24 protein-coding genes are annotated in these 26,701 nt (G+C 64.2%); 5 read left to right on the top strand and 19 right to left on the bottom strand.

Going from position 1 to position 26,701, the window contains the following annotated elements; translation table 11 throughout:
* Nucleotides 1-130: 130 nt before the first annotated feature.
* Nucleotides 131-1,465 (top strand): glutamate/aspartate:proton symporter GltP, encoded by a 1,335-nt coding sequence (gene gltP, locus NGM28_RS20585; RefSeq protein WP_011531545.1) that lies wholly within the window; start codon nucleotides 131-133, stop codon nucleotides 1,463-1,465.
* Between the two features lie 196 nt (nucleotides 1,466-1,661).
* Nucleotides 1,662-2,891 carry a spore maturation protein gene (locus NGM28_RS20580; protein WP_011531546.1) on the top strand — a complete coding sequence of 410 codons (1,230 nt, stop codon included), beginning with the start codon at nucleotides 1,662-1,664 and terminating at the stop codon, nucleotides 2,889-2,891.
* On the opposite strand, the gene NGM28_RS20575 is transcribed toward NGM28_RS20580, so the two are convergent.
* The 9 genes from NGM28_RS20575 to NGM28_RS20535 all read right to left on the bottom strand — a co-directional run bounded on the left by NGM28_RS20575 (nucleotide 2,873) and on the right by NGM28_RS20535 (nucleotide 13,222).
* Nucleotides 2,873-3,487 (bottom strand): ABC-type transport auxiliary lipoprotein family protein, encoded by a 615-nt coding sequence (locus NGM28_RS20575; RefSeq protein ID WP_240064107.1) that lies wholly within the window; start codon nucleotides 3,485-3,487, stop codon nucleotides 2,873-2,875. The genes NGM28_RS20580 and NGM28_RS20575 overlap by 19 nt on opposite strands.
* Nucleotides 3,484-4,422 carry an MlaD family protein gene (locus NGM28_RS20570; protein ID WP_240064106.1) on the bottom strand — a complete coding sequence of 313 codons (939 nt, stop codon included), beginning with the start codon at nucleotides 4,420-4,422 and terminating at the stop codon, nucleotides 3,484-3,486. Before NGM28_RS20570 ends, NGM28_RS20575 begins: the two co-directional genes overlap by 4 nt.
* A gap of 3 nt (nucleotides 4,423-4,425) precedes the next feature.
* Nucleotides 4,426-5,217, bottom strand: a complete 792-nt coding sequence (locus NGM28_RS20565) for an ABC transporter ATP-binding protein (protein ID WP_252091254.1) — start codon at nucleotides 5,215-5,217, stop codon at nucleotides 4,426-4,428.
* Entirely contained in the window at nucleotides 5,214-6,347 is a 1,134-nt protein-coding gene (locus NGM28_RS20560; protein WP_240064104.1) for an ABC transporter permease, read from the bottom strand. The genes NGM28_RS20565 and NGM28_RS20560 overlap by 4 nt, the downstream gene beginning before the upstream one ends.
* A 178-nt stretch (nucleotides 6,348-6,525) precedes the next feature.
* Nucleotides 6,526-7,548, bottom strand: a complete 1,023-nt coding sequence (locus NGM28_RS20555) for a DUF5924 family protein (RefSeq protein WP_240064103.1) — start codon at nucleotides 7,546-7,548, stop codon at nucleotides 6,526-6,528.
* Nucleotides 7,549-7,684: 136 nt separating this feature from the next.
* Nucleotides 7,685-9,088 carry a M16 family metallopeptidase gene (locus NGM28_RS20550; protein ID WP_252091253.1) on the bottom strand — a complete coding sequence of 468 codons (1,404 nt, stop codon included), beginning with the start codon at nucleotides 9,086-9,088 and terminating at the stop codon, nucleotides 7,685-7,687.
* Nucleotides 9,089-9,119: 31 nt separating this feature from the next.
* Nucleotides 9,120-10,778: a Na/Pi cotransporter family protein gene (locus NGM28_RS20545; RefSeq protein WP_240064101.1), complete on the bottom strand. Its 1,659-nt coding sequence runs from the start codon at nucleotides 10,776-10,778 to the stop codon at nucleotides 9,120-9,122.
* Nucleotides 10,779-11,071: 293 nt separating this feature from the next.
* The gene (locus tag NGM28_RS20540; RefSeq protein WP_213659062.1) at nucleotides 11,072-11,842 is read right to left on the bottom strand and encodes a TerC family protein; all 771 of its coding nucleotides are present in this window, start codon (nucleotides 11,840-11,842) and stop codon (nucleotides 11,072-11,074) included.
* A 72-nt stretch (nucleotides 11,843-11,914) separates the two neighbouring features.
* Complete coding sequence (locus NGM28_RS20535) at nucleotides 11,915-13,222, bottom strand: CitMHS family transporter (protein WP_213659063.1); 1,308 nt, start codon at nucleotides 13,220-13,222, stop codon at nucleotides 11,915-11,917.
* Between the two features lie 268 nt (nucleotides 13,223-13,490).
* Here NGM28_RS20535 and NGM28_RS20530 point away from each other — a divergent pair, with 268 nt between their 5' ends.
* Nucleotides 13,491-13,892: a GFA family protein gene (locus NGM28_RS20530; RefSeq protein WP_252091252.1), complete on the top strand. Its 402-nt coding sequence runs from the start codon at nucleotides 13,491-13,493 to the stop codon at nucleotides 13,890-13,892.
* A gap of 132 nt (nucleotides 13,893-14,024) precedes the next feature.
* Here the strand turns inward: NGM28_RS20530 and NGM28_RS20525 are convergent, their stop codons facing one another.
* From NGM28_RS20525 to NGM28_RS20480, 10 genes are all read right to left on the bottom strand, one after another.
* Nucleotides 14,025-15,983: a DUF7844 domain-containing protein gene (locus tag NGM28_RS20525; RefSeq protein ID WP_240064099.1), complete on the bottom strand. Its 1,959-nt coding sequence runs from the start codon at nucleotides 15,981-15,983 to the stop codon at nucleotides 14,025-14,027.
* Complete coding sequence (locus NGM28_RS20520; RefSeq protein WP_011531558.1) at nucleotides 15,980-16,300, bottom strand: DUF2388 domain-containing protein; 321 nt, start codon at nucleotides 16,298-16,300, stop codon at nucleotides 15,980-15,982. The genes NGM28_RS20525 and NGM28_RS20520 overlap by 4 nt, the downstream gene beginning before the upstream one ends.
* A 33-nt stretch (nucleotides 16,301-16,333) precedes the next feature.
* Nucleotides 16,334-16,627, bottom strand: coding sequence for a DUF2388 domain-containing protein (locus NGM28_RS20515; protein WP_240064098.1), 294 nt, complete (start codon nucleotides 16,625-16,627; stop codon nucleotides 16,334-16,336).
* A gap of 89 nt (nucleotides 16,628-16,716) precedes the next feature.
* The gene (locus NGM28_RS20510; RefSeq protein WP_240064097.1) at nucleotides 16,717-17,034 is read right to left on the bottom strand and encodes a DUF2388 domain-containing protein; all 318 of its coding nucleotides are present in this window, start codon (nucleotides 17,032-17,034) and stop codon (nucleotides 16,717-16,719) included.
* Nucleotides 17,035-17,332: 298 nt separating this feature from the next.
* Nucleotides 17,333-17,545, bottom strand: coding sequence for a DUF1127 domain-containing protein (locus tag NGM28_RS20505; RefSeq protein WP_240064096.1), 213 nt, complete (start codon nucleotides 17,543-17,545; stop codon nucleotides 17,333-17,335).
* Nucleotides 17,546-18,046: 501 nt separating this feature from the next.
* Nucleotides 18,047-19,540, bottom strand: coding sequence for a succinyl-CoA:acetate CoA-transferase ScpC (scpC, locus tag NGM28_RS20500; RefSeq protein WP_011531562.1), 1,494 nt, complete (start codon nucleotides 19,538-19,540; stop codon nucleotides 18,047-18,049).
* A 186-nt stretch (nucleotides 19,541-19,726) separates the two neighbouring features.
* Nucleotides 19,727-21,163 carry an NAD(P)(+) transhydrogenase (Re/Si-specific) subunit beta gene (locus NGM28_RS20495; RefSeq protein WP_240064094.1) on the bottom strand — a complete coding sequence of 479 codons (1,437 nt, stop codon included), beginning with the start codon at nucleotides 21,161-21,163 and terminating at the stop codon, nucleotides 19,727-19,729.
* A 2-nt stretch (nucleotides 21,164-21,165) separates the two neighbouring features.
* Nucleotides 21,166-21,480, bottom strand: a complete 315-nt coding sequence (locus NGM28_RS20490) for an NAD(P) transhydrogenase subunit alpha part 2 (protein ID WP_008097413.1) — start codon at nucleotides 21,478-21,480, stop codon at nucleotides 21,166-21,168.
* Between the two features lie 11 nt (nucleotides 21,481-21,491).
* Nucleotides 21,492-22,613, bottom strand: a complete 1,122-nt coding sequence (locus tag NGM28_RS20485) for a Re/Si-specific NAD(P)(+) transhydrogenase subunit alpha (protein WP_240064093.1) — start codon at nucleotides 22,611-22,613, stop codon at nucleotides 21,492-21,494.
* A 428-nt stretch (nucleotides 22,614-23,041) separates the two neighbouring features.
* Complete coding sequence (locus NGM28_RS20480) at nucleotides 23,042-23,956, bottom strand: LysR family transcriptional regulator (RefSeq protein ID WP_252091251.1); 915 nt, start codon at nucleotides 23,954-23,956, stop codon at nucleotides 23,042-23,044.
* Between the two features lie 168 nt (nucleotides 23,957-24,124).
* On the opposite strand from NGM28_RS20480, the gene NGM28_RS20475 reads away from it, so the two are divergent.
* Both NGM28_RS20475 and NGM28_RS20470 read left to right on the top strand, forming a co-directional pair.
* Nucleotides 24,125-25,306 carry an acyl-CoA dehydrogenase gene (locus NGM28_RS20475; RefSeq protein WP_213659072.1) on the top strand — a complete coding sequence of 394 codons (1,182 nt, stop codon included), beginning with the start codon at nucleotides 24,125-24,127 and terminating at the stop codon, nucleotides 25,304-25,306.
* Nucleotides 25,307-25,321: 15 nt separating this feature from the next.
* Nucleotides 25,322-26,542, top strand: a complete 1,221-nt coding sequence (locus NGM28_RS20470; RefSeq protein WP_252091250.1) for a CaiB/BaiF CoA transferase family protein — start codon at nucleotides 25,322-25,324, stop codon at nucleotides 26,540-26,542.
* Nucleotides 26,543-26,701: the final 159 nt, after the last annotated feature.

The raw sequence follows: 26,701 nt of genomic DNA, 5'->3' as shown, positions 1-26,701 counted from the left end.
GAAACATTCGCTCGCGGTGTCCTTACATGGGGTCACCGGACGGCAAGCTTTGCAACCAAAATGCTGTTAACAGCTCTGGGACGCGGCTTTCCGCTTGGTGCCCGTGACCACTACAACAAAGGGTAATGACATGAAGAAGGCAAAACTGAGCCTCGCCTGGCAGATCGTGATCGGTCTGTTGCTGGGCGTTGCAGTCGGCGCGCTACTGAATCATTTCAGTGCGGAAAAGGCATGGTGGATCAGCAACGTCCTCCAGCCCGCTGGCGACATCTTCATTCGCCTGATCAAGATGATCGTCGTCCCGATCGTGATTTCGTCGCTGATCGTGGGCATCGCCGGGGTTGGCGACGCGAAGAAACTGGGCAGCATTGGCCTGAAGACCATCATCTACTTCGAGGTGGTGACCACCATCGCCATCGTTGTCGGCCTGGTTCTCGCCAACGTGTTCCACCCGGGCGCCGGCATCGACATGAGCACCCTGGGCACCGTCGACATCTCCAAGTACCAGGCCACCGCGGCCGAGGTGCAGCATGAGCACGCGTTCATCGAGACCCTGCTCAACCTGATCCCGTCGAATATCTTCGCGGCGCTGATGCGTGGCGAGATGCTGCCGATCATCTTCTTCTCGGTCATGTTCGGCATGGGCTTGTCGAGCCTCAACGCCGACCTGCGCGAGCCGCTGGTGCGCACCTTCCAGGGCGTGTCGGAGACCATGTTCAAGGTCACCCACATGATCATGAACTACGCCCCGATCGGCGTGTTCGCCCTGATCGCCGCCACCGTCGCCAACTTCGGCTTCGCCTCGCTGCTGCCGCTGGCCAAGCTGGTGCTGCTGGTGTACTTCGCCATCGCCTTCTTCGCCTTCATGGTGCTGGGCCTGGTAGCGCGCGTGTTCGGCTTCTCGGTCATCAAGATCATGCGCATCATGAAGGACGAGCTGATCCTCGCCTACTCCACCTCCAGCTCCGAGACCGTGCTGCCGCGCGTGATCGAGAAGATGGAGAAGTACGGCGCGCCGAAGTCGATCTGCTCGTTCGTGGTACCGACCGGCTACTCGTTCAACCTCGACGGCTCGACCCTGTACCAGAGCATCGCGGCGATCTTCATCGCCCAGCTGTACGGCATCGACCTGTCCTGGAGCCAGCAGCTGCTGTTGGTGCTGACCCTGATGGTCACCTCCAAGGGTATCGCCGGCGTGCCGGGCGTGTCCTTCGTGGTACTGCTGGCCACCCTGGGCAGCGTGGGCATTCCGCTGGAAGGCCTGGCCTTCATCGCCGGTGTCGACCGCATCATGGACATGGCCCGTACCGCGCTGAACGTGGTGGGTAATGCCCTGGCCGCCGTGGTCATCGCCAAGTGGCAGGGTATGTACGACGCCGAGAAAGGCGAGGCGTACTACAAGTCGCTGGTGCTGGACAAAGGCAAGAGCGAGGCCGTGGTGGCGGGCAAGACCGTCAACCAGTAAGCCTTTGCGCTGAACGAAAAGCCCCGACTCGTCGGGGCTTTTTGCATTCCGCTGCCCTGTAGGAGCCGGCTTGCCGGCGAACACCGGCACAGCCGGTGCCAGGCATCGCGTCGTCTCCTTCGCCGGCAAGCCGGCTCCTACAGGGGGGTGAGCGTTTGCGCTATCATTCGGGCATTTTTCACGGGGGAACACACGGATGCTCAACGGCCTGTGGCTCGGCTTTTTCCTGGTGGCGGCCATCTCCGCCCTGGCCCAGTGGCTGGTGGGTGGCAACGCGGGCATCTTCGCCGCCATGGTCGAGAGCATCTTCGCCATGGCCAAGCTGTCGGTGGAGGTCATGGTCCTGCTGTTCGGCACCCTGACCCTGTGGCTGGGCTTCCTCAAGATCGCCGAGAAGGCCGGCATCGTCGAATGGCTGGCCAAGGTGCTTGGCCCGCTGTTCGCCCGGCTGATGCCTGAAGTTCCGCCCGGCCACCCCGCCCTGGGCCTGATCACCATGAACTTCGCCGCCAACGGCCTGGGCCTGGACAACGCCGCCACGCCCATCGGGCTGAAGGCCATGCGTTCGCTGCAGGAGCTCAACCCCAGCAGCACCACGGCGAGCAACGCGCAGATCCTGTTCCTGGTGCTCAACGCCTCGTCGCTGACCCTGCTGCCGGTGACCATCTTCATGTACCGCGCCCAGCAAGGCGCGGCCGACCCGACCATGGTGTTCCTGCCGATCCTGCTGGCCACCAGCTGCTCGACGCTGGTCGGGCTGCTGTCGGTGGCGGTGATGCAGCGCTTGCGCCTGTGGGACCCGGTGGTGCTTGCCTACCTGATTCCCGGCGCCCTGTTGCTGGGCGGCTTCATGGCCTTTCTTGGCACCCTGTCGGCGGCCGCGCTGGCCAGCCTGTCGTCGATCCTCGGCAACCTGACGCTGTTCGGCGTGATCATCCTGTTCCTGGTGATCGGTGCATTGCGCCGGGTGCAGGTGTACGAGGCGTTCGTCGAGGGCGCCAAGGAAGGCTTCGACGTGGCCAAGAGCCTGCTGCCATACCTGGTGGCGATGCTGGTGGCGGTCGGCGTGCTGCGCGCCTCGGGGGCCCTCGAGCTGGCCCTGGACGGTATCCGCCATGCAGTGAACTGGATGGGCCTGGACACCCGCTTCGTCGAGGGGCTGCCCACCGCGCTGGTCAAGCCGTTCTCCGGCAGCGCGGCGCGGGCCATGCTGATCGAGACCATGCAAACCCAGGGCGTGGACAGCTTCCCGGCACTGGTGGCAGCGACCATCCAGGGCAGCACCGAGACGACCTTCTACGTGCTGGCGGTGTACTTCGGCGCGGTGGGCATCCAGCGGGTGCGCCACGCGGTGGGCTGTGCCCTGCTGGCCGAGCTGTCCGGGGTGATCGCGGCGATCTTCGTCTGCTACTGGTTCTTCGGCTGAGCCTGGCTGACGGTCCAGTCGATCACCTGGCGCGCCAGCTGGTCGCTGGCCGTGCCGAAGCCGGCGACCACTGCCGGCACTTGCTGTTCGCCTAGCGGCTGGCGCACCTCGAAGCGCTTGCTGGCGAGGATGCGCTGGCTGCGCCCCTGCACCAGCCGCGCGTCATAGCGGATCACCACTTCCACGCTTCCTCCAGGCCGGTATTCGGCCTGGAAGGCCTGCAACTCACCCCCCAGCTCATAGTCGGCTTGCAGGTTGCTGTCGTCGGCGCTCAGGCGCTGTACCCGGCCGTCGCGCTGGAAGCCATCGAGCAGGCGGTTGCGCACCAGCATCGGCACGGGGTCGCTCCAGCGTGCGCCCTTGTAGCTGCTAATCACGTCACCCTGGGGGATCACCGCGATGCGTGGCCCTGCCAGGGCTTCGCTGGCCAGAGGCTTGTTCAGGCGCAGCGACCAGTCCAGCGGCGAGGCGCCACGGGCCGTCTGGCTGACGGGCAGGCGGTAGATATCCACAGGCTCGCCCTGGGGCAGGATCGAGCAGGCCGACGCCAGGTTCAGGATGGCGGCCAGGGCGACCAGGCGCAGGGACGGCTTCATGGCTGAAACTCCTTGTTGTTGTCGCGGCCCAGCAGATAGCCGCTGGGGTCGGCCTCCAGGCGCCGGGAAATGCCCTTGAGCGAGTTGAGGGTTTCACGCAGTTCACGGATCGCCGGGGACAACTGGTTCAGGCCCTGGGCACCGTCGTCGATGGACTGACGGTTGTCCTGCAGCAGGCTGTTGAGGGTGGCGGCGCTTTCGGCCAGCGCCTGCATGGCCTGCTCGGCGCTGCCAATTGCCTGCTTGCCCTGGTTGCCCAGCAGGCCGTTGGCGTTGCGCATCAGGGCCTGGGTCTCTGCCAAGGTGGCGTTGGCCTGCTTGCCGACCTGGGCCAGCTGTTCGATGGCCGCGGAAATCCCGCCCTTCTGGTTGGCGAAGGCGCCGGTGGTCTGTTCCAGGTTGGCCAGGGTGTTGCTCAGCCGCTCGATATTGTCCTCGGAGAACATCTGGTTGGCGTTGTGCAGCAACAGGTTGATGTTGGTCACCAGGTCGCTGCTGTCATTGAGCAGGCGTGAGATCGGCGAAGGCGAGGCGACAATCACCGGCAGCTTGCCGTCCTTGCCCTTGAGCTCGGGGCTCTGCGGGGTGCCGCCGCTGAGCTGGATGAACGAGTTGCCGGTGACACCGGCCAGCGTGAGCTTGGCCTGGGTGTCCTCCTTGACTGGTGTGTCACCGCTCAGGCGCACGCGGGCCAGGACCCGGCGCGGGTCCTTCGGGTCCAGGCGCAGGCTGCTGACATCGCCGACCTTGATGCCGTTGTATTGCACCGGGCTGCCGCGGGACAGGCCTGACACTGCCTCGTTGAACACCACTTCGTAGTCCTTGAAGGCCGTGTCGACGCTGGACTTGGTCAGCCACAGGCCGAACAGCATGGCACCGGCCACCACCAGCACGGTGACCAGGCCGATCAGGACATGATGAGCTCGGGTTTCCATTGTTCAGCGCTCCTGGCGGGCGCGCAGGGCGGCGTTTTCGGCTGCCCGGCCGCGCGGGCCGTGAAAGTATTCGTGGATCCACGGGTCGTCGGCCTGCTCGACTTGGCTGAGCGGCCCGGCCACCAGCACCTTCTTCTGCGCCAGCACCGCCACCCGGTCGGTGATGGTGTAGAGGGTGTCCAGGTCGTGGGTGATCAGGAAAACCGACAGGCCCAGGGCGTCGCGCAGGGTGAGGATCAGTTGGTCGAAGGCGGCGGCGCCGATCGGGTCGAGGCCGGCGGTGGGCTCGTCGAGGAACAAGATGTCGGGGTCCAGGGCCAGGGCGCGGGCCAGGGCGGCGCGTTTGATCATGCCGCCGGACAGCGACGCGGGGTACTTGTCGGCGGCGCTGATCGGCAAGCCGGCCAGGGCCAGCTTCACCCCGGCCAGGTGTTCGGCGTCGGCGCGCGACAGCCCAGCGTGTTCTATCAACGGCAGGGCGACGTTCTCGGTGACGGTCAGCGAAGAGAACAGCGCGCCCTTCTGGAACAACACGCCGAAGCGCCGCTCTACCAGCGAGCGCTGCGCTTCATCCAGCGTGGCCAGGTCCTGGCCGAATACCCGGACCTGGCCTTCGTTGTGCCTTCGCAAGCCGATGATGCTGCGTAGCAGCACCGACTTGCCGCTGCCCGAACCACCGACCACGGCGAGAATTTCGCCGCGGTACAGGTCCAGGTCGAGGTTTTCATGCACGCTCTGGCTGCCGAAGCGGTTGCAGATGCCCCGCGCCTCGATCACCGCTTCCCGGCCCGTCACCAGCCCATCTCCATGAAGAACAGCGCGGCCACGGCGTCCAGCACGATGACCACGAAGATCGACTGCACCACGGCGGAAGTGGTGTGAGCACCCACCGACTCGGCGCTGCCGCTGACCTTGAAGCCTTCAAGGCAGCCGATGGCGGCGATCAGGAAGGCGAAGAACGGCGCCTTGGCCAGGCCCACCAGGAAGTGCTGCACACCGATGTCGCTCTGCAGCAGCGAGAGGAACATGGCTGGCGAGATATCCAGGGTCAGGGCGCAGACCACCGCGCCGCCGACCATGCCGCAGATCATCGCAAGGAAGGTCAGCAGCGGCAGCGCGATCAGCAGTGCCAGCACCCGTGGCACCACCAGCAGTTCGATGGGGTTCAGGCCCAGGGTGCGGATGGCGTCGATCTCTTCGTTGGCCTTCATCGAGCCGATCTGCGCGGTGAAGGCGCTGGCGGTGCGGCCGGCCATGAGAATGGCGGTCAGCAGCACGGCGAATTCGCGCAGGAAGGAGAAGGCCACCAGGTCGACGGTGAAGATCGTCGCGCCGAACGCGGCCAGCACGGTGGCGCCGAGGAAAGCCACCACGGCGCCGACCAGGAAGGTCAGCAGGGCCACAATCGGCGCGGCGTCGAGGCCGGTCTGTTCGAGGTGCGCGACCACCGGGGTGACTCGCCAGCGGTGGGGCTGGAACAGGCGCAGCAGCAAGGTTTCGAGGATCAGGCCGATGAAGCCCAGCACCTGGCGGGTGTCCTGCCACAACTGGTCGACTGCCCGGCCGATGCGTGCCAGCAGCAAAAGCAGCACCGGTTGCTCGGGTTGCTTGACCGGGATGCAGTAGTCTTGCACCGAGCAGTAGACATTCTTCAGCAAGGCGCGGCTGGCCTCGGGGAGGCCGTCGGTGCAGCGCGACAGGCGTTCGGAGCCCAGCAATTCTGCGAGCAGCGAGGCACCGGCGGTGTCCAGGCGGCCCAGTTGGCTGAGATCGACCTGGGTATCATCGCCATACTGGCTGCCCAGGCGCTCACATTCGCGCTTGAGGTTGGCGTAGTGGGCCAGGGTCCAGTCGCCGGCGATGTGCAGGCGGGTGGGCTGCTGCTGGGTGTCCAGGGTAGCGCTCGGGGCGGTCATAGGCTCCATGCATCTGACTGGGGGCATAGAGGCTGATCATAGCGCACTCTCATGAAGCAAAATCCAACCCATTGACCAGACACATCCACTGTAGGAGCGGCTTCAGCCGCGATCACCCGCGAAGCGGGTGCCAGAGACCGCGTCGCCTGCATCGCGGCTAAAGCCGCTCCTACCGGCGAACAGGGGCCTATTTGGCCATTGCGTCGTCCACCACCTTGAACCGCAATACCCCGATCACCTGGCCATCCTCGGTCAGCACCCGCACCTGCCACTTGCCCACCGGGTTGGGCGGGAAGTTCTGCTTGTGGGTCCAGGCGCGGTAACCTTCCTTGCGCCCGCCGTGGATATCCAGGGCGATGCGGTCGACCTCTTTGCCGTTGAGCTGCCACACATGGTAGATGCGCTCGTTCAGCCCGCGCGGCGCATTGATCGCGGTATAGGCGTACAGCCCGCCGCTGCGGATTCGGCTGGCGGCGACTTCGTCCAGCGACGCGCCTGGCTGGCGGTTGAGTACCTCGGTGCTGATTGCCACGTCGGTCATCCACAGGGTGGCCGGCGGCACCCAGGAACGCAGCAGCCAGCCACCGCCCCCCACTGCCAGGGTGACCAGCACCAGCCCCACGCCACGGCGCCAGTTGTTGATCGGGAAGCTGCTGGCCAGGCTCGGGAACGAGAGCACCATGGCGGCCACCAGCGCCAGCTTGAAGCTCTGCGCGGTGGTCAGGTTGAGGATGATCGGCAGCGCCGTGAGCATCGCGGCGAACAGCGTCAGGGTGTGCAGCGCCAGGAACAGCCAGCGCCGTGGTGCCAGCCACTTGTGGTACAGCGGGTCGACGATCGAGATCAGCCCGGCGGCGCCGAGCAGGCCGGTGAACACCAGCTGGCCGCTGTTCCAGGTGGTGGTGATGAAGAAGAACGGCAGGACGAAGAACAGGCTTTCCTGGTGGATCATCTGCGTCGCGAAACGCAGCAGCGGCTGCGGGATCTCGCGCTTGAAGGTGCGGGCGAACAGCTCGGTGAGGGTGTTCTCCAGCATCAGCCAGACCCAGCTGACCAGCATCACGATGGCGATCCAGCTGGCCAGTCCAGCCTGGCGGTCGACCAGGATGAAGCTGCAGATCCCTGAGACGAAACCGTAGAGCGCGATGACGCCGGGGTAGCGCTTGAGCAGTTCGATCACGCGCAGGACGAAGTTGGGTAGTGGGGGCATGGGTCTACAACAGGATGGATGGGTAACTGCGCCGGCCTTATCGCGGCTAAAGCCGCTCCTACAGGATTCGCAGTGAAGGAATTCTGTAGGAGCGGATTTATCCGCGAAGAGGTCGACACAGGATACCGCTGAATCACTACTCCCGAGTAGCACCGCTGGGGCGATTCGCCATCACGCGGCGTCGGCGGACCAGGCCGATGGCCAGAAGTACACCCAGTATCAACGCTATCAGCCCATACAGCTCGTCATACCCCAGCAGCGGTTTCTCGATCCGCAGGTAACCCGGCTCCTTCAGCAGCTCGCGCAACGCCGCGTCGGCCTCTTTCAGGGTGACCTGGCGCAGCTTGCGCATCGGGTCGCCGAAGCGCCCGTTCTCGTAGTCGTTGAGCGCCCCCCAGTAATAATCGGCCAGTGCCGTGTTGCCCTGGGTGCTCCAGCTTTCGCGGGCGATCGCTGCTTCCTTGATCCGGGCGAAGGTGTCTGGATCAAGGCCATGCTTGCGCAGATGGTCGAACAACTGCGTGAGCACTTTCACCGCAGTGTCGATGTCCTGGCGTTCGAGGTCGGCGTTGAGGCTGAGCATGCCACTGTCGCCGAAGCTCTCGCGTTGCGCCGAGGGGCCGTAGGACAGCCCGTGGCGCAGGCGCAGCTGGTCATACAGCGCCCAGTCCAGGTAGCGCGAGAGCAGCTCCAGGGTCTGGTCGTGGCCGTTGTCCAGGGTAGGTTCTATGAACAGCCAATGCAGCTTGACGCTGTCGCCCAGCCAGCCGCGGGTCAGGTCACGGCGCTGCTCGGCCTGCTGGCTGATGCTCTCGAGATTGCGCCGTTCCTCCGGCTCCGTCGCCGGCAGCTCGCCGAAAGTCCGTTCAAGATAGGCCGGCAGCAGGCGGTCTAGGCCGCCGACGACGATCAGGGTCATGTTGTTGGCGACATACCAGTGCTCGCGCAGGTGCTGGACCTGCTCGAGGGTCATGTCGTCGACGTCGGAGCGCTCCTTGCACTTGAGGCCCAGTTCCGTCGCCAGTTGTTCGCTGGCCGGGTGGCCGACCTCCTGGCGATCGAGCCAGCGCTGCAGGTGACCGTAGTGGCCGCCGTCCTCGCGCTCGATGATCTTCTTCGCCGTGGCCAGGGCCTTGGCGTCGATACGTGTGTCGCGCAGCAGCGAGAGCAGCAGGTCGAGCACCTTGCGCTGGTTGCGTGCCGGGGCCTCGATGACGAACGTGGTGTCGGCGCTGCTGGTGAAGGCATTCCATTCCCCGCCCAATTCCTGGATGCGTTCCTCCAGGCCGCCCTCCCCGGTCTCGTCGATGCCGCTGAACAGCAGGTGCTCCAGCAGGTGCGGCAGCTCGCGCTGGTCGCAGCCGAAGTCGTCGAGGCCTACGCCCACCACCAGGCGGATCGAGACATGGTCACGTTCGTAGCCGGACTTGAGGATCACCTGCAGGCCGTTGGGCAACAGGTAGCCTTCGACCCGCGAGCGATCGAGGGCAAGGCTGGGCAGGCTGCAGATCAGCAGGCAAACGAACATCAGGCAACGCATGGGCGAGCTTCGGTCTCCGGGGTGGGTGAATTCAGGGTTGGCGGGCTTCGTCCGGCACGCTGTCGAGCATCAGCCCGCCGGTATCGGTGCCGCCCAGTACCACATAGGCACTGCTGCAGAACAAAGAGTTCAACCGTTTCATGTCGGCGATGAGCTCCAAGTGTAGCGAACTGGTCTCGATACTCTGCACCACTTTACGTTGCAGGCGGCTGACATGGGCGTGGGCCAGGCGCCGCTCCTGGGCGCGGAAGCGGCGTTTTTCCCGCAGCAGCTGATGCGCGCTTTCCGGGTCGGCCGTGAGAAACACCGTCAGGCCCAGGCGCAGGTTGGCCAGCAGTTGCTCCTGCAGGCCGGTCAGCTCTTCCAGGCCGACCTGCGAGAACTCCCGGCGCTGCGAGGTCTTCTGCTGCTGCACCTTGCGCAGCATGCGTTCGATCAGGTCACTGGCCAGCTTGAGGTTGATCGCCAGCTCGATGATCTCGGCCCAGCGCCGGTTGTCCTGGTCGCCAAGGTCTTCGCGCGGCATCTGCGCCAGGTACAGCTTGATGGCGTTGTACAGGGCCTCGGCGTCCTCGCTCAAGGCCCGCACCTGTTGTGGCATGGCGGCCTGGGTGCCACGCAGGGCGGCGAGCATGGCGCTCAACAAGCTGTCGACGATATCGCCCAGGCGCAGGGTTTCGCGTACGGCGTTGGCCAGGGCCAGCGTGGGGGTGGTCAGGGCGGTCGGGTCGAGATGACGAGGCTGGTAGTGGCCGTTGCCACTCTCCCGTTCGGGCAGCAGGCTATCGCACACGCGGCCCATGAGCTTGGTCGTGGGCAGCATGAGCAGGCAGCGCAGGGTGTTGTAGAGCAGGTGGAAGCCGATCACCAGCTCCTGCGGGCTGAAGCTCAGGCTGTCCATCCATTCCACCAGCGGGTGCAGCACCGGAATGATCAGTACCAGGCCGATTATCTTGTACAACAGGCTGCCCAGCGCCACCCGCCGCCCGGCGCTGTTCTGCAGGCTGGTGGTGAGGAAGGCGAGCAGGCCGCTGCCGATGTTGGCGCCGATCACCAGGCCGATGGCCACCGGCAAGCTGATCACCTCGGCCCCGGCCAGGGTGGCGGTGAGCAGCACGGCGGCGAGGCTGGAGTAGGAGATCATCGCGAACAGCGCGCCGACCAGGGCATCGAGGAGGATGTCGCCGGTCAGGGAGGCGAACAGTACCTTCACCCCCTGGGCGTGGGTGATGGGGGCCGCGGCGTGCACGATCAGCTGCAGCGCCAGGATGATCAGACCCAGGCCGATGCCCACGCGACCGAGCTGGCCAGCGCGTGTCTGCTTGCGCGAGAGGAAGAAGATGACCCCGAGGAAGATCAGCAGCGGCGACAGCCAGGACAGGTCGAAGGTCAGCACCCGGGCCATCAGCGCGGTACCGACGTCGGCCCCAAGCATGATCGCCAGGGCCGGGGTCATGGCCATCAGCCCCTGGCCGACGAACGAAGTGACCAGCATGGCGGTGGCGTTGCTGCTCTGCACCATGGCGGTCACGAGGATGCCGGCGATGAATGCCAGCGGGCGCTTGTTCATGTTCTGGCTCAGCACCCGGCGCAGGTTCGCGCCGAATACCCGCAGGATGCCGGTACGCACGATGTGCGTGCCCCAGACCAGCAGGGCGACGGCGGAAAGCAGGTTGAGCAGGGTCAGCATGTTCGGGGCCCCCTTCTGTCTTGTGCCCCAGCGCGGGGCCAATGGGTGAAGCGGCGAGCCTGGCCCGGGGGTGGGCGGTTTTTTCAGTGCTCACTGAAGCTTTAGTTGTTTTGCGCGGCAGGTGCCAGCTTGGCATGGCTGGAATCTATTTGAAACATTCAATGGCGGTTCGCCGGCAAGCCGGCTCCTACAGGAAGTGTGTTCCATCGTAGGAGCCGGCTTGCCGGCGAACCGCCTTTGGCAAAAACGCAAAAGGGCCCCGAAGGGCCCTGTCATGACTGCGCCACCTGGTCTTACTGACCCGGAATATCCTTGCGCAGTTTCACCGGGTCATGCTCCTTGCCCTTTTTACGTGCCATCGCCGTGCGCATGCGGATGTTGATCGCTTCTACCGCCAGCGAGAAGGCCATGGCGAAGTACACATAGCCTTTCGGTACGTGCACGTCGAACGATTCGGCGATCAGCACGGTACCGACGACGATCAGGAACGAAAGCGCGAGCATCTTCAGCGAAGGGTGCTTGTCGATGAAGTCGCTGATGGTGCCGGCGCAGAGCATCATCACCAGCACCGCGACGATGATCGCGGCGATCATCACCGGTACGTGGGAGACCATGCCCACGGCGGTGATCACCGAGTCCAGGGAGAACACGATGTCGATGATGGCGATCTGGATGATGGTGTAGAAGAACTTGCCGCCCGCGCCTTTCGGCTCGTCCGCGCTCTCGTCCTCGCCTTCCAGGCCGTGGTAGATCTCCTGGGAGCTCTTCCACAGCAGGAATAGGCCACCGAAGAACAGGATCAGGTCGCGCCCGGAGATGCCCTGGCCCAGCACATGGAACAGGTCGTCGGTCAGGCGCATGACCCAGGTGATCGACAGCAGCAGCATGATCCGCGTGACCATGGCCAGGGCCAGGCCAAAGATCCGCGTGCGCGGTTGCATGTGCTTGGGCATGCGGCTGACCAGGATCGAGATCATGATGATGTTGTCGATCCCGAGCACGATCTCAAGGGCCGTGAGGGTGAAAAAGGCAACCCAGATTTCCGGGCTGGTCAGCCATTCCATGTGTATTCCTTCGAGCGGTAAAGGCAAAGCGCCCGGGCATTGGGCGCTTTGCGGTGGAGTGATGCGGTTGTCTCAGAGTGTGCTGAACAGCGGGAACGTCCCCAGGGCCAGCGCGCCGAACATTATGCACAGGCACACCAGCACTGCCCACTTGAGGGTGAAGCGCTGGTGGTCGCCGAACTCGATGCCGGCCAGGGCCACCAGCAGGTAGGTGGAGGGTACCAGCGGGCTGAGCAGGTGTACCGGCTGCCCGACGATCGACGCACGGGCCATTTCCACCGGGGTGACGCCGTAGTGGCTGGCGAACTCCGACAGCACTGGCAGCACACCGTAGTAGAAGGCGTCATTGGACATGAAGAAGGTGAACGGCATGCTGACGATGGCGGTGATCACCGCCATGTACGGGCCGAACGCCTCCGGAATCACCGCCAGCAGGCTCTTGGACATGGCGTCGACCATGCCGGTACCCGACAGAATGCCGGTGAAGATGCCCGCAGCGAAGATCAACCCGCTCACGGCCAGCACGCTGGAGGCGTGGGCGGCGATACGGTCCTTCTGCTGCTGCAGGCACGGGTAGTTGACGATCATGGCGATACTGAAGGCGATCATGAACAGCACCGGCAGCGGCAGCAGGCCGGCAATCAGCGCGACCATCAGTGCCGCGGTTAGGGCGCCGTTGAACCAGATCAGTTTCGGGCGGCGGGCCTCCGGGAACTGCGACACGCTGATTTCGCTGTGGTCGATGTCGTCGGTCGGCAGGTGCAGCTCGCCCAGGCGGGCACGTTCACGCTTGCCGTACCAGTAGGCGATGGCCAGGATCGCCGCCACGCCGAAGGCCATGGCCGGGATCATCGGCACGAAGATGTCCGACGGGTCCACGTGCAGGGCGCTGGCGGCGCGGGCGGTAGGGCCGCCCCACGGGGTCATGTTCATCACCCCGCCGGCGAGGATGATCAGGCCGGCCATGATTCGCGGGCTCATCCCCAGACGGCTGTACAGTGGCAGCATGGCGGCGCAGCAGATCATGTAGGTGGTGGCGCCGTCACCGTCGAGGGAAACCACCAGGGCCAGCACGGCGGTGCCGACCGACACTTTCAGCGGGTCGCCCTTGACCAGCTTGAGGATCTTGCGCACGGCCGGGTCGAACAGGCCGGAGTCGATCATCAGGGCGAAATACAGAATGGCGAACATCAGCATCACGCCGGTGGGCGCGAGCTTGCTGATGCCTTCGAGCATCATCGGGCCGATCTTGGCGGAAAAGCCGCCGAACAGGGCGAACAGGATCGGTACCAGGATCAGGGCAATCAAGGCCGACAGGCGCTTGGTCATGATCAGGTACATGAAGGTGATGACCATGGCGAAGCCGAGGAAGGTCAGCATGGCGGTACTCCAGGCGTGGCGCGGCGAAAGAAAAGACGATTCGGGCGGATCAGCGCGTCAGGCGCTGCGCGAGGAGCAGGCGGAGGGGGACTGCGAAAAGGCGGGCACAGGAAAACATCAGAATCACCATTGTTGTTGTTGATTGGGCCGGGCGCGGACGTTTCCGGGTGCCCTGGCTGACCGGTCTGCTGCCGGTGGTGGCGCTATCCTATGTGGGCAAGCTTTCAGCCAGCTTTCGCCAGGTACGAGGCGACGGGAGGTCGATTCGATGTCGAATGTCGAGGAAGGCGGCTGCCATTGCGGCGCGCTGCGGTACCGTTTGGAAGGGGAGCTGGGCGATGTTGCCCATTGCCATTGCTCGATCTGCCGGCGGGTCAGCGGTGGCGCCCTGGTGACCTGGGTCACCCTGCCGCTTGAGGGTTTCCAGTGGTTGTCGGGGTCACCCCAGCGTTATGTGGCGCCGGCCAGTTGCAGCCGGTATTTCTGTGGCCGGTGTGGTGCGCATGTGGCGTTGATGACCACCCTCAGCCCGCAGACCATCGATGTGACGGTGGCCACGCTGGATCATCCGGAGCGGGTGCGGCCGAACCGGCATATCTGGGTAGGTAGCCGGTTGCCGTGGTTGAAGGTGGATGACGGGTTGCCTGCGGAGGACGAAGAGCACCTGTGATGTCGCTATCTGTGTCACGCACTTCCCTGTAGGAGCGGCTTCAGCCGCGATCACCCGCGAAGCGGGCGCTGGTACCGCGGTGTCCGCTTCGCGGCTGAAGCCGCTCCTACAGGGATCCGGTTCGATTCGACATCACGGCAGCTGCAGGCCCCCGGCGGCCTTGTGCAGCGCCCGCAGGTGCTCACCCACCTGCTTGATATTGGCTTCCACCGCCTTGATCTCCCGGCCCCGCTCCGGCCCCAGCAGCGCCCTCACCTGCTGGTCCAGGTCGGTGCTCAGGCGCAGCAACTGCGCCTGGCGCTCGCTGCTCACCTGCTCCAGCTGCTTGCGCTCTTCAGGTTGTGGCAAACCATAGCCACCGGCCCCCAGCAACTCAGCCGGGCGGCTGAGGAAGCCGCTGTTGGCCAGCATCGCCTGCAGGGTTTCGTTGGCCTTGTCGAAGCTGCCGTCCTTGAGCGCACGGCCATTCAGGTAGCGTTGCTTGACCTCGTCCTGGGCCAGTAATAGCTGGCGCCGCAGGCTGGCCTGTTCGAGCAGCAGCAAGGCGGCGCTGGTGCGCAGGTCGGCGCGGTCGAACCACTGCCTGCGTTGTTCGGCGTCCAGGGCCAGCCAGTCTTCCACGGCGGCCTGCTTGATCGGCAAGTGTTTGCGCAGTACATCGAACATGGCCTGGTAGCGGTCGCGGTAGGAGTCGAAGCGATAACCCAGGCGCAACGCCTCCCGAGGGTCGTCCAGCACGCGGGTGTCCGCCAGCCCCCTGCCCTTCATGACCTCGAGCAGGCCATTGGGCATGATGCTGTCCAGGTCGTTGAAGCGGGGGTTGCCGGTGCCGCTGCGCAGCAGCTTCAGCGATTCCACCGCGCAGTTGTTGGACAGGAAGTAGTAGTTGCCGTCGTAGCTCCAATGCATCTCGGCGGCCTGGCGCACCAGGTTCTCGATTTCATCACGGCTGAGCTTGATGGGCACCGAAGCCAGGCTGCGCAATTCGGTCTTGGTGTACTCGTCGATCACCTGCCCCAGTGGTAGCACGAACAGGCGCGAGGGATAGGCGCCGACCAGGCCGTCCCAGCTGGACAACTGCACATCGTTGACGAAGGCGCGGTACGACAGCACCAGGTGCTGGTCGAGGTCGAGCCGGCATGCCGGGCCACGTGGGCGGCCGGGGGCGCAGATCACCAGGCGCAGCATGCTGTGGCCCCAGCGGCTGACCCAGTTCTGATTGGCTTCGGCGAGCAGGTAGTCGACTTCGTAGACGCGCTCCGGGTCGATCTCGCCGAGCGGTTGGCGGGCGAAGTCGTTGCCGGCGTTGAGGAACGGCAGGCCCTTGGCGCAGGCGTCCTGTTGCGGCGCCCAACCGAAGTGGTCACGCAGGTACTGGTTCAGTGCCGGGCGGCGGCAGCCGTAGCTGGGGTCGAGGAGGAAGTACTCCATGTTGACCGCAATGAACTCTTTCGGGCTGCTCAGTTCATAGCTGTCAGGGCTGCGCACGAGTTGGCCGTTGTGCTGCTCGCGCTCGCCGCGGCGGCCGACGTATTGCGGCCAACCGGCCAGGTCGAGCAGGCGCGGGTCGTCACTCAAGGTGAAGCGGCGTTCTGCCTGGCCTCGACAATCCTCCGGCAGGCCGATCTTGCCGAGCGTGCCCTGCTGGCGCTTGCAGCGCGAGATCATCTGGCGCTCGGTGGCCGGCCACAGGCGGGCGCGGTCGTAGATGTGGGTCAGTTCATGCAGGACGGTGGCCAGCAGTTCTTCGCGGACCGTGCCATGGGGGCGGTTGGTCTTCTCGCGGGCGGCGCTGCCGTCGGCGAGGCTGGGCAGCAGGCGGCGATTGAGGTCCAGCGTGGCGACCGGCGACGCTTGGCCGTAAGCGTCCTCGGGCATACGCTCGCTCCAGCTGACCAGGATACGGCGGTCCAGCTGTTGCTTGAAACGCGGTGGCAGCTTGGCCATGGCTTCATCGAGCAGCGCCTGGCTGGCCTGTTGCTGCTGTGGGTCGAGGCCGTCTGCCTGCAGTACCAGTTGCAGGTCGGCCAGGGCGGGCGTGCCGAGCAGCGTCAGGGCGCAGCCGAGCAGCCAGGCACGCGCGCGCTTCACAGGGCGAGGATGGCTTCGGCCAGGACCTGGTCGCTGGCGTCGCGCGCTTCAGGCACGCGGGCGCGCAGGGTGTCGAAGGCCGCTTCGAGCTGGGCGCCGCGGATATCGCCGTTGCTGGCGACGAAGCTGGCGGCGTCGTCATGGGCTTCGCGCACGACCTTTGAATCGCGGATCGAGGTGGTGGTGTCGGAGGTGAAGTCGATCGAACGGCCGAAGGCACGGACGATGATGTTGCTGGTGGCCACCAGGGTGTGGGCCTGGGCAAGGTCGGCCAGTAGCAGCATGCCGAGGGTGGCGGCGATCAGCGGTTTACGCATGGAGCATCTCCGGGAATACGAGGAGTGGTGTGGTTATTGGACGAGAATCGCTTCGGCCAGTTCAAGGTCGCCGACGGAGTGCCGCGAACAGCCCTGGCGCAGCATGTTGAGCGCCGCTTGCAGGCGGGCTCCACGGATCAGGCCGTCGCTGGCGACGAAGGCTGCGGCATCGTCTCGAGCGCCCGCGACCAGCTTGCGGTCGAAGGGCGCGCTGGTCACCTGGCTGGTGACGAAGCCGGTCAGGAACGGTGCCTGGGTGGTGGCATCCATGGCATGGGCGCTTCCCACGCCGGCGAGGGCGAACAACAAGGGCAACAGATAACGCATGGGCTTTCTGGGGCGATGATCTCGGGCTGCGAAGGCTACTCCGGATTCCCTGGGCAGGGCCAGTGAATCCGGGTGTGGAGCCGGCTCTATCAGAGGGCGAGGATGGCGCGTGCCAGCTGCGCGTCGCTGGCTTGCAGCTCGGGCAGTTGCTGGCGGATGTGCACGAATGCGCTTTCCAGCTTGGCGCCGCGGATCGCGCCTTCGCTGCCGACGAAGCTGGCGGCATCGTCGCGGGCGGCCTGGACGATCTTGTCGTCACGGAACGACGAGGAAATGTCGGACGTGGCGTCGGTGGTGGCGGCGACGGCGCCCACCACGGCATCGGTGGTGACGACGAAGCTGGTGGCGTTGGCTGCGCCGGCGAAGGCCAGCAACAGGGCGGCGCCAAACAGATGATTACGGGACATGGTCGAGGGACTCCTGCACAGGGGCTGGGTGGATCTGCTTATCGGACGCTGGCTGGGTTCGTCACGGTACGTTTTCTACCAGGCGTGTAGGACAAGCGTAACACGCCGTGGTTCTGCCGCTCGGGGCGGAGAAACATCACAATTCGTAACTGTACCTGTCGATAGTTGTTAATACAAAACTGTTACGGTTCTTGTTGTGACGCGTCTAATACGGGCCATACAAACAGAAAACCCGTCGCAGTTGCCTGCGACGGGTTCTTCTGAATTCGCGGTGCCGACGCGGGTCGGCGACCGAAGCTTAGCGCCAGAACGGCTTGCTGAGCTCTTCGTAGCGCTGCGACTCGCTGATACCGGCGTCGGCCAGCAGGCGGGAGTCCAGGCGCGCCAGTTGGCGGCGGCTGGCCATGCGGCGCTGCCACAGAACCAGGGTGGACAGGACGCGCAGCGGCAGGGCAGCGTTGGAGGCTTGGGTGTTTTCGAAAACCAGGTCGGAACTGAGGGTACGTTCCATGATGTGTCATCCTTCCGCTTGTGGCGGCATTAGGGAGTGATTTAACTGGTGCCCATCTTCCTCCTCCGTTGTCCATAACAGTAGATACAGTTCTGCTGTAATACGATGACTCAGTTAACTGTGTAACCCTACTGTTGCACTCGAAAGTGACGGAACTGTACTGGTCTGCACGTTATTGGTGCGTTTTGTGAAGGGGTTGAGAAATCACTTGGCGGGAAGTGTGACTTTTACAGGTACAGTAGAACAGTTTATGTCGTTGCTGGTGGTGGCCTGTAGGAGCGGCTTTAGCCGCGATGCAGACAACGCGGTGTCTGGCACCCGTTTCGTGGGTGATCGCGGCTGAAGCCGCTCCTACGGAAGCGGTGTCAGGTCGGTAAATATATGAGAGCCGGCCCGGCTATGCCGGGCATCGCCAGCAAGGCTGGCTCCTGCGGGGAGCGTGGCGAGGGGCTGGGATCGCGGGGCAAGGCGGCTTGCTCCGCGATCGGTACAGTTGTGGCGTCAGCCGACGAGCATGCGCCCGGTCTCTTCCAGGTTCTCGTGCCAGCTCAAGGCCTCGCGCAGGATGTGCGGGGTATGGCCGCCGCGCTGGCAGGCGCGCTCGAAGTAGTCGTTCAGCGCGGCGCGGTAATCCGGGTGCACGCAGTTGTCGATGATCACCCGGGCGCGCTCGCGGGGCGCCAGGCCACGCAGGTCAGCCAGGCCTACTTCGGTCACCAGGATGTCCACGTCATGCTCGGTGTGGTCGACGTGGCTGACCATCGGCACCACGCTGGAAATCGCGCCACCCTTGGCGATCGACTTGGTGACGAAGATCGCCAGGTGGGCGTTGCGGGCGAAGTCGCCCGAGCCACCGATGCCGTTCATCATCTTGGTGCCGCAGACGTGGGTCGAGTTGACGTTGCCGTAGATGTCGAACTCCAGCGCCGTGTTGATGCCGATGATCCCCAGGCGACGCACCACTTCAGGGTGGTTGGAGATCTCCTGCGGGCGCAGCACCAGCTTGTCCTTGTAGCGCTCCAGGTTGCCGAACACATCGGCGTTGCGGCGGCTCGACAGGGTGATCGAGCTGCCCGAGGCGAAGCTCAGCTTGCCTGCGTCGATCAGGTCGAAGGTCGAGTCCTGCAGCACTTCGGAGTACATGGTCAGGTTTTCGAATGGTGACTCGATCAGGCCGCACATCACCGCGTTGGCGATGCTGCCGATGCCGGCCTGCAGCGGGCCGAGGTTGTTGCTCATGCGGCCGGCGTCCACTTCGCCTTTAAGGAAGGCGATCAGGTGGTCGGCGATGCCCTGGGTTTCGTGGTCGGGCGGCAGCACGGTGGACGGCGAGTCCGGCTGGTCGCTGATGACGATGCCGACGATCTTGGCCGGATCGATCGGGATGGCGGTGCTGCCGATGCGGTCGTCGACCTTCACCAGCGGGATCGGCGTGCGGGTCGGGCGGTAGGTCGGGATATAGATGTCGTGCAGGCCTTCGAGGTTGGCGTTGTGCGACAGGTTGATCTCGACGATGACCTGCTTGGCGAAAATCGCGAAGCTGGCCGAGTTGCCGACGGAAGTGGTCGGCACGATGTGGCCCTGTTCGGTGATCGCCACCGCTTCGATGACCGCGATATCCGGCAGGGTGAGCTGTTTGTTGCGCAGCTGCTCGACGGTTTCCGACAGGTGCTGGTCGATGAACATCACCTTGCCGTCATTGATGGCCTTGCGCAGGGTGCTGTCGACCTGGAAGGGCATGCGGCGAGCCAGCACGCCGGCTTCGGTCAGTTGCTTGTCCAGGTCGTTGCCCAGGCTGGCGCCGGTCATCAGGCTGATCTTCAGCGGCGACTGTTTGGCGCGTTCGGCCAGTGCGTGAGGCACGGCCTTGGCTTCGCCGGCGCGGGTGAAACCGCTCATGCCGACGGTCATGCCGTCCTGGATCAGGCCAGCGGCATCAGCCGCACTCATTACCTTGCTGTGCAGGGAGGACAAGCGGATACGATCACGGTACATGGATTGTTATCTCGGGCTACTGAGGCTACTGGAAGCGCAGTCTAGAGATTTCGCCTGGTGCCGTCCCGCGACCATGGTCGTAGGCGAAGGCCGGAAATAGAGCCGTTGATCTGGATCAAGCAAACGAAAAGGCCCCCGGGAATATCTCCCGGGGGCCTTATGCGCTTCTATATATAGAAGGGCTGATCAGTCCACCGCCTTGACCATGTCCTCGATGACCTTCTTCGCGTCACCGAACACCATCATGGTCTTGTCCAGGTAGAACAGTTCGTTGTCCAGACCGGCGTAGCCGCTGGCCATGGAGCGCTTGTTGACGATGATGGTCTTGGCCTTGAAGGCTTCGAGGATCGGCATGCCGGCGATCGGCGATTTCGGATCGTTCTTCGCCGCCGGGTTGACCACGTCGTTGGCGCCCAGCACCAGTACCACGTCGGCCTGGCCGAACTCGGCGTTGATGTCTTCCATCTCGAACACCTGGTCGTAGGGTACCTCGGCCTCGGCCAGCAGCACGTTCATGTGCCCAGGCATGCGCCCCGCCACCGGGTGGATCGCGTACTTCACGGTCACGCCGTTGTGGGTCAGTTTCTCGGTCAGCTCCTTGAGCGCGTGCTGGGCGCGGGCCACCGCCAGGCCGTAGCCGGGGACGATGATCACGCTGTCGGCGTTGCTCAGCAGGAAGGTGGCGTCGTCGGCCGAGCCGGACTTCACCGGGCGCTGCTCCTTCGAACCCTGTGCCGCGCCGGCATCGGTATCGCCGCCGAAGCCGCCGAGGATGACGTTGAAGAACGAGCGGTTCATTGCCTTGCACATGATGTACGAGAGGATCGCACCGCTGGAGCCCACCAGCGAACCTGCGATGATCAACATCGAGTTGTTCAGCGAGAAGCCGATACCGGCCGCCGCCCAGCCCGAGTAGCTGTTGAGCATCGACACCACTACCGGCATGTCGGCGCCGCCGATGGGGATGATGATCAGCACGCCCATGACGAAGGCCAGGGCCAGCATCAGGGTGAAGGCGCTGTAGTGGCCGGTGAAAGTGAACAGCAGCCCCAGGGCGATGGTCGCCAGGCCCAGGATCAGGTTCAGCTTGTGCTGGCCGGCGAACTGTACCGGTGCGCCCTGGAACAGGCGGAACTTGTACTTGCCCGACAGCTTGCCGAAGGCGATCACCGAACCCGAGAAGGTGATGGCACCGATGGCCGCGCCCAGGAACAGTTCCAGGCGGTTGCCGGTGGGGATCGGGTCGCTGATGCTGGCGACGATGCCCAGCGATTGTGGCTCGAGCACCGCGGCGATGGCGATGAATACCGCGGCCAGGCCGATCATGCTGTGCATGAAGGCGACCAACTCGGGCATCTTGGTCATCTCGACGCGCTTGGCCATGATCGAGCCGGCGCTGCCGCCGACCAGCAGGCCGACGATCACATAGCCGATGCCGGCGGTTGCCAGTTCAGCGCCAAGCTTGTAGATCAGCCCGACCGTGGTGAGGATCGCGATCCCCATGCCGATCATGCCGAACAGGTTGCCGCGGCGTGAGGTGGTCGGGTGCGAGAGGCCCTTGAGCGCCTGGATGAAGCAGATCGAGGCGACCAGGTACAGAAGCGTTACCAGATTCATGCTCATGCTTACTTCTGCGCCTCGTTCTTGGTTTTCTTCTTGAACATTTCCAGCATGCGGCGGGTGACCAGGAAGCCACCGAACACGTTGACCGCGGCCAGCGCCACGGCCAGGGTGCCCATCACCTTGCCGGCCGGGGTGACGGTCAGCGCGGCGGCCAGCATGGCGCCGACGATGACGATCGCGGAGATGGCATTGGTGACCGCCATCAGCGGCGTGTGCAGGGCCGGGGTGACGTTCCACACCACGTGGTAGCCCACGTAGATGGCCAGCACGAAGATGATCAGGTTGTAGATCCCGTGGGAAATCAGCATGTCTTCCATTGTCGTGCTCCTCAGCCGTTCTTGCGCACGACCTGGCCGTCGCGGCACATCAGGCACGCGGCGACGATGTCGTCTTCGAGGTTGATGACCAGGTTGCCGTCCTTGTCGAACAGCAGCTTCATGAAGTCCAGCAGGTTGCGGGCATACAGTGCCGAGGCGTCGGCACCGAGCTGGGCCGGCAGGTTGGTCGGGCCGACGATGATCACGCCGTTCGACTGCACCACCTGGTCGGCGACGGTCAGCGGGCAGTTGCCGCCCTGGGCTGCCGCGAGGTCGATGACCACCGAGCCGGGTTTCATTTGCGCCACGGTCTCTGCGCTGAGCAGGGTCGGCGCCTTGCGCCCGGGAATCAGCGCGGTGGTGATGACGATGTCGGCCTGCTTGGCGCGCTCGTGCACGGCCTGGGCCTGGCGTTGCATCCAGCTGGCCGGCATCGGCCGGGCATAGCCGCCGACACCTTCGGCGCACTCGCGTTCTTCATCGGTCTCGTAGGGCACGTCGATGAACTTGGCCCCCAGCGACTCGATCTGCTCCTTCACCGCCGGGCGCACGTCGGACGCCTCGATCACCGCACCCAGGCGCTTGGCCGTGGCGATGGCCTGCAGGCCGGCGACGCCTGCGCCAAGGATCAGCACGCGGGCGGCCTTCACAGTACCAGCGGCGGTCATCAGCATGGGCATGAAGCGCGGGTAGTAATGGGCGGCCAGCAGCACGGCCTTGTAGCCGGCGATGTTGGCCTGGGAGGACAACACGTCGAGGCTCTGGGCCCGCGAAGTGCGTGGCGCGGCTTCCAGGGCGAAGGCGGTGACGCCGCGTTCGGCCATCTTGCCGATCAGTTCGCTGTTGAAGGGGTTGAGCATGCCCACCAGCAGGCTGCCGCTGTTGATCAGCGCCAGTTCCTGGTCATTGGGCGCGACCACCTTGAGCACCAGCTGCGCGCCGAATGCGTCGGTGGCTTCGCCTAGCTTGGCGCCCACGGCTTCATAGGCACTGTCCGGAATGCTGGCGTTGAGCCCTGCCCCCCGTTGCACGGTGACCTGATGGCCCTGGCCTACCAGTTTCTTGATGGTTTCCGGGGTCGCGGCGACCCTTGTCTCACCCGTCTGCGTCTCGAGAGGAACACCAATGTGCACGACTATGTCTCCTTCGGTGACCTTTATTGTCTTTATGGAAACCAGCGCACTTCGGGTGGTGCGGCTGGGCGGCCGTAGAGCACGACTCCGCCTGAATCGGGGCGGGGGAGGCATTTTGCAGACGAACCCGAGGGCCTTCAACCGGTTCTGAAGCGAAACGAACTTAAAACTACAAGTCACCCTGTGACCCTATGTCGCAACGAATCGGTAAGAAAGCGTCAAGCACGCGCTATCCGGAGCTTAGGAGAAAATTTGAAATTTTTTCCGCTGTTTTCGTCAGCGGCTTGGTGAATGTCGCAAAATAAGCTGCAAACCCGCATGGTTGCTAGGGTTGAAAGGGTTTTTAACGCACAGCGGAACAGATTACGGATTTGCGACAAATCCATACATCTGTAGGTGTTTAAAATAATTGACTACGGGGTCAGCCTCTATGGTTTCCCCAATGGATTCGCTGCCGTGTACTGCACTGCCTGGGCTATCAGCCAGTCGCGGAAGGCCCGTAATGACGCGGATTCGACCTTTCGTTCGGGAATCATCAGATGGTAGGCCTTGTCGCTGGCCAGGGCATGCCTGTTAGCGACCACCAGCCTGCCCTCCTCCAGTTCGCGTTGGATCAGGAACGGTGGAATCAGCGCGATGCCCATCTCGTGCATCGCTGCCTGGGCCAGCATGGAGAATAGTTCATAGCGCGGGCCGGTCATGTCGCGTTCCACGCTCATGCCGAGGCAGGCGAACCACTGCCGCCAGGCGTAGGGCCGGGTGGTTTGCTGCAACAGGGGCAACTCGGCGATTCGTTCGGCATCAAGGCTGCCCTGCCCACCCAGCAACGCCGGACTGCACACGGGCATCGGGTTCTCGCCCATCAGCCTGTGTGCCTGGGTGCCCGACCAGTCGGCGTCACCGAAATAGATGGCGGCGTCGAAGGGGGTGTCGGCGAATAGGAACGGGCGGGTGCGGTTGGTCAGGTTGACCGTGACTTCCGGGTGCTGCTGCTGGAACTCCTTGAGGCGTGGCAATAGCCACTGGGTGCCGAAGGTCGGCACGACCGCCAGTTCGATCACATTGGCGCCCTGCTGACGCATCACCGACAGGGTGTCGCGCTCTACCGCATCCAGTTGCGCGGCCACCTGTCGGCTATAGGACAGCCCTGCCTCGGTCAGCTTCACACCCCGGCGTGAGCGGCGAAACAGCTCCACATTCAGGAAAGCCTCCAGTCCACCAATCTGCCGACAGACGGCGCCCTGGGTCAGGGCCAGTTCCTGGGCGGCCTTGGTGAAGCTCTCGTGCCGGGCGGCCGCCTCGAAGCAGACCAGGGCGGTGGTGCTGGGGATCTTGCGGCGCATGTACGTCAACCTCACTTGTTCGCCGTTTATTGCGGCTTTGCACTGATCACGGAGTGAGAAAATATCACTAAACCGTGCGCAATCCTCGTTTGTCCCGATGGCCGAACAGGCCTAGGATCAATGCAACAAAAAAATATCCGCCCCCACCTTCTCTCGAGGCATCCGCACATGGCCGGTAAAGCAAGCTTCAACTGGATCGACCCCCTGCTGCTTGATCAGCAGCTCACTGAAGAAGAGCGCATGGTCCGCGACAGCGCTTATCAGTTCGCCCAGGACAAGTTGGCGCCACGTGTGCTCGAAGCTTTCCGCCATGAGCAGACCGACCCTGCGATCTTCCGCGAGATGGGCGAAGTCGGCCTGCTAGGCGCAACCATCCCCGAGCAGTACGGTGGCAGCGGCCTCAACTATGTGTGCTATGGCCTGATCGCTCGCGAGGTCGAGCGCATCGACTCCGGCTACCGCTCGATGATGAGCGTGCAGTCGTCGCTGGTGATGGTGCCGATCAACGAGTTCGGTACCGAAGCCCAGAAACAGAAGTACCTGCCCAAGCTGGCCAGCGGCGAGTGGATCGGCTGCTTCGGCCTGACCGAGCCCAACCATGGCTCCGACCCAGGCTCGATGATTACCCGCGCGCGCAAGGTCGAGGGTGGCTATCGCCTGACCGGCTCGAAGATGTGGATCACCAACAGCCCGATCGCCGATGTGTTCGTGGTGTGGGCCAAGGATGATGCCGGTGACATCCGCGGTTTCGTCCTGGAGAAAGGCTGGGCGGGCCTCAGTGCCCCGGCGATTCACGGCAAGGTCGGCCTGCGCGCTTCGATTACCGGCGAAATCGTCATGGACAACGTGTTCGTGCCGGAAGAAAACATCTTCCCGGATGTCCGCGGCCTGAAGGGCCCGTTCACCTGCCTGAACTCGGCCCGCTACGGCATTTCCTGGGGTGCGCTGGGCGCCGCCGAAGCTTGCTGGCACACCGCGCGCCAGTACACCCTCGACCGCCAGCAGTTCGGTCGCCCATTGGCCGCCAACCAGCTGATCCAGAAGAAGCTGGCCGACATGCAGACCGAGATCACCCTCGCCCTGCAAGGCTGCCTGCGCCTGGGGCGGATGAAGGATGAAGGCACTGCGGCGGTTGAAATTACCTCGATCATGAAGCGCAACTCCTGCGGCAAGGCGCTGGATATCGCCCGGATGGCTCGCGACATGCTCGGCGGCAACGGCATCTCCGACGAGTTCGGCGTGGCTCGCCACCTGGTCAACCTCGAGGTGGTCAACACCTATGAAGGTACCCATGATGTGCATGCGCTGATCCTGGGGCGTGCACAGACCGGCATCCAGGCGTTCTATTAATAGAGGAGCCAGGCCATGGGTGCGCTTTCCCATCTGCGGGTGCTGGATCTTTCCCGGGTACTGGCCGGCCCATGGTCCGGCCAGATCCTGGCTGACCTTGGCGCTGACGTGATCAAGGTCGAGCGTCCGGGCTTGGGTGACGACACCCGCTCCTGGGGGCCGCCCTTCCTGCGTGACGCCCAGGGCGAGAACACCAGCGAGGCGGCCTACTACCTGTCGGCCAACCGCAACAAGCGTTCGGTGACCATCGATTTCACCCAGCCGGAAGGCCAGCGCCTGGTGCGGGAGCTGGCGGCGAAGTCGGATATCGTCATCGAGAACTTCAAGGTCGGCGGGTTGGCTGGCTATGGGTTGGATTACCAGAGCCTGAAGGCGGTGAATCCGAAACTCATCTATTGCTCGATCACAGGCTTTGGCCAGACGGGACCGTATGCCAAGCGTGCGGGCTATGACTTCATGATCCAGGGGCTGGGCGGGCTGATGAGCCTGACCGGGCGTCCGGAGGGTGAGGACGGCGCAGGTCCTATGAAGGTGGGCGTCGCCCTGACCGATATCCTCACCGGGTTATATTCCACGGTGGCGATCCTGGCTGCCCTCGCCCACCGTGACCAGGCTGGTGTCGGCCAGCACATCGACATGGCGTTACTGGATGTGCAGGTGGCCTGCCTGGCCAACCAGGCGATGAACTACCTCACCACGGGTACTCCTCCCCGTCGACTGGGTAATGCGCATCCCAACATCGTGCCTTACCAGGATTTCCCGACGGCGGATGGTGATTTCATTCTTACCGTGGGTAATGACGGGCAGTTCCGCAAGTTTGCAGAGGTGGCTGGCCAGCCGCAGTGGGCGGACGATCCGCGGTTTGCCACTAATAAGCAGAGGGTGGCCAACCGGGCCGAGCTGATTCCATTGATTCGTCAGGCCACGGTGTTCAAGACCACGGCGCAGTGGATCGGTGAGTTGGAGAAGGCGGGAGTGCCTTGTGGCCCGATCAACGACCTGGCGCGAATGTTCCAGGACCCGCAGGTGCTTGCGCGCGGGCTGGCGGTGAAGATGGATCATCCGTTGGCGGGCAGTGTGCCGCAGGTGGCCAGCCCGATCAGGTTGTCGGAGACGCCGGTGGAGTATCGACAGGCACCGCCGTTATTGGGGGAGCATACCGAGGCGGTGTTGGGGGATGTGCTGGGGTTGGATGCTGGGGCTGTGGAGCGGTTGCGGGCTGCTGGGGTGTTATGAAGCTATATAGAGTGGGGAGGCCGGCAGGCCTCCCCGCTTTGTTTTTTGGGGGCTCCTTCTTCTATATAGATAGGTGTCGGAGCCGCCAGGCACCTGTCTTGAGATCGTGGTGACCTTGATAGATGCCCGCCTTGGTTTCTCCGGCGCTCTCCAGATCGA

The sequence above is a fragment of the Pseudomonas sp. MWU13-3659 genome, from assembly GCF_023757525.1.
GTDB lineage: Bacteria > Pseudomonadota > Gammaproteobacteria > Pseudomonadales > Pseudomonadaceae > Aquipseudomonas > Aquipseudomonas entomophila_E.
The sequence above is the reverse complement of the archived record's forward strand: the minus strand, read 5'-3'. Positions and strand labels throughout refer to the sequence as shown.

Excerpts from the sequence above, each read along its gene's own strand:
- gltP (WP_011531545.1), top strand. The coding sequence starts at position 131 with ATGAAGAAGGCAAAACTGAGCCTCGCCTGGCAGATCGTGATCGGTCTG.
- NGM28_RS20580 (WP_011531546.1), top strand. The coding sequence starts at position 1,662 with ATGCTCAACGGCCTGTGGCTCGGCTTTTTCCTGGTGGCGGCCATCTCC.
- NGM28_RS20575 (WP_240064107.1), bottom strand. The coding sequence starts at position 3,487 with ATGAAGCCGTCCCTGCGCCTGGTCGCCCTGGCCGCCATCCTGAACCTG.
- NGM28_RS20570 (WP_240064106.1), bottom strand. The coding sequence starts at position 4,422 with ATGGAAACCCGAGCTCATCATGTCCTGATCGGCCTGGTCACCGTGCTG.
- NGM28_RS20560 (WP_240064104.1), bottom strand. The coding sequence starts at position 6,347 with ATGGAGCCTATGACCGCCCCGAGCGCTACCCTGGACACCCAGCAGCAG.
- NGM28_RS20555 (WP_240064103.1), bottom strand. The coding sequence starts at position 7,548 with ATGCCCCCACTACCCAACTTCGTCCTGCGCGTGATCGAACTGCTCAAG.
- NGM28_RS20550 (WP_252091253.1), bottom strand. The coding sequence starts at position 9,088 with ATGCGTTGCCTGATGTTCGTTTGCCTGCTGATCTGCAGCCTGCCCAGC.
- NGM28_RS20545 (WP_240064101.1), bottom strand. The coding sequence starts at position 10,778 with ATGCTGACCCTGCTCAACCTGCTTTCCGCCGTCGCCCTGCTGGTCTGG.
- NGM28_RS20540 (WP_213659062.1), bottom strand. The coding sequence starts at position 11,842 with ATGGAATGGCTGACCAGCCCGGAAATCTGGGTTGCCTTTTTCACCCTC.
- NGM28_RS20535 (WP_213659063.1), bottom strand. The coding sequence starts at position 13,222 with ATGCTGACCTTCCTCGGCTTCGCCATGGTCATCACCTTCATGTACCTG.
- NGM28_RS20530 (WP_252091252.1), top strand. The coding sequence starts at position 13,491 with ATGTCGAATGTCGAGGAAGGCGGCTGCCATTGCGGCGCGCTGCGGTAC.
- NGM28_RS20520 (WP_011531558.1), bottom strand. The coding sequence starts at position 16,300 with ATGCGTAAACCGCTGATCGCCGCCACCCTCGGCATGCTGCTACTGGCC.
- NGM28_RS20515 (WP_240064098.1), bottom strand. The coding sequence starts at position 16,627 with ATGCGTTATCTGTTGCCCTTGTTGTTCGCCCTCGCCGGCGTGGGAAGC.
- NGM28_RS20510 (WP_240064097.1), bottom strand. The coding sequence starts at position 17,034 with ATGTCCCGTAATCATCTGTTTGGCGCCGCCCTGTTGCTGGCCTTCGCC.
- NGM28_RS20505 (WP_240064096.1), bottom strand. The coding sequence starts at position 17,545 with ATGGAACGTACCCTCAGTTCCGACCTGGTTTTCGAAAACACCCAAGCC.
- scpC (WP_011531562.1), bottom strand. The coding sequence starts at position 19,540 with ATGTACCGTGATCGTATCCGCTTGTCCTCCCTGCACAGCAAGGTAATG.
- NGM28_RS20495 (WP_240064094.1), bottom strand. The coding sequence starts at position 21,163 with ATGAGCATGAATCTGGTAACGCTTCTGTACCTGGTCGCCTCGATCTGC.
- NGM28_RS20490 (WP_008097413.1), bottom strand. The coding sequence starts at position 21,480 with ATGGAAGACATGCTGATTTCCCACGGGATCTACAACCTGATCATCTTC.
- NGM28_RS20480 (WP_252091251.1), bottom strand. The coding sequence starts at position 23,956 with ATGCGCCGCAAGATCCCCAGCACCACCGCCCTGGTCTGCTTCGAGGCG.
- NGM28_RS20475 (WP_213659072.1), top strand. The coding sequence starts at position 24,125 with ATGGCCGGTAAAGCAAGCTTCAACTGGATCGACCCCCTGCTGCTTGAT.
- NGM28_RS20470 (WP_252091250.1), top strand. The coding sequence starts at position 25,322 with ATGGGTGCGCTTTCCCATCTGCGGGTGCTGGATCTTTCCCGGGTACTG.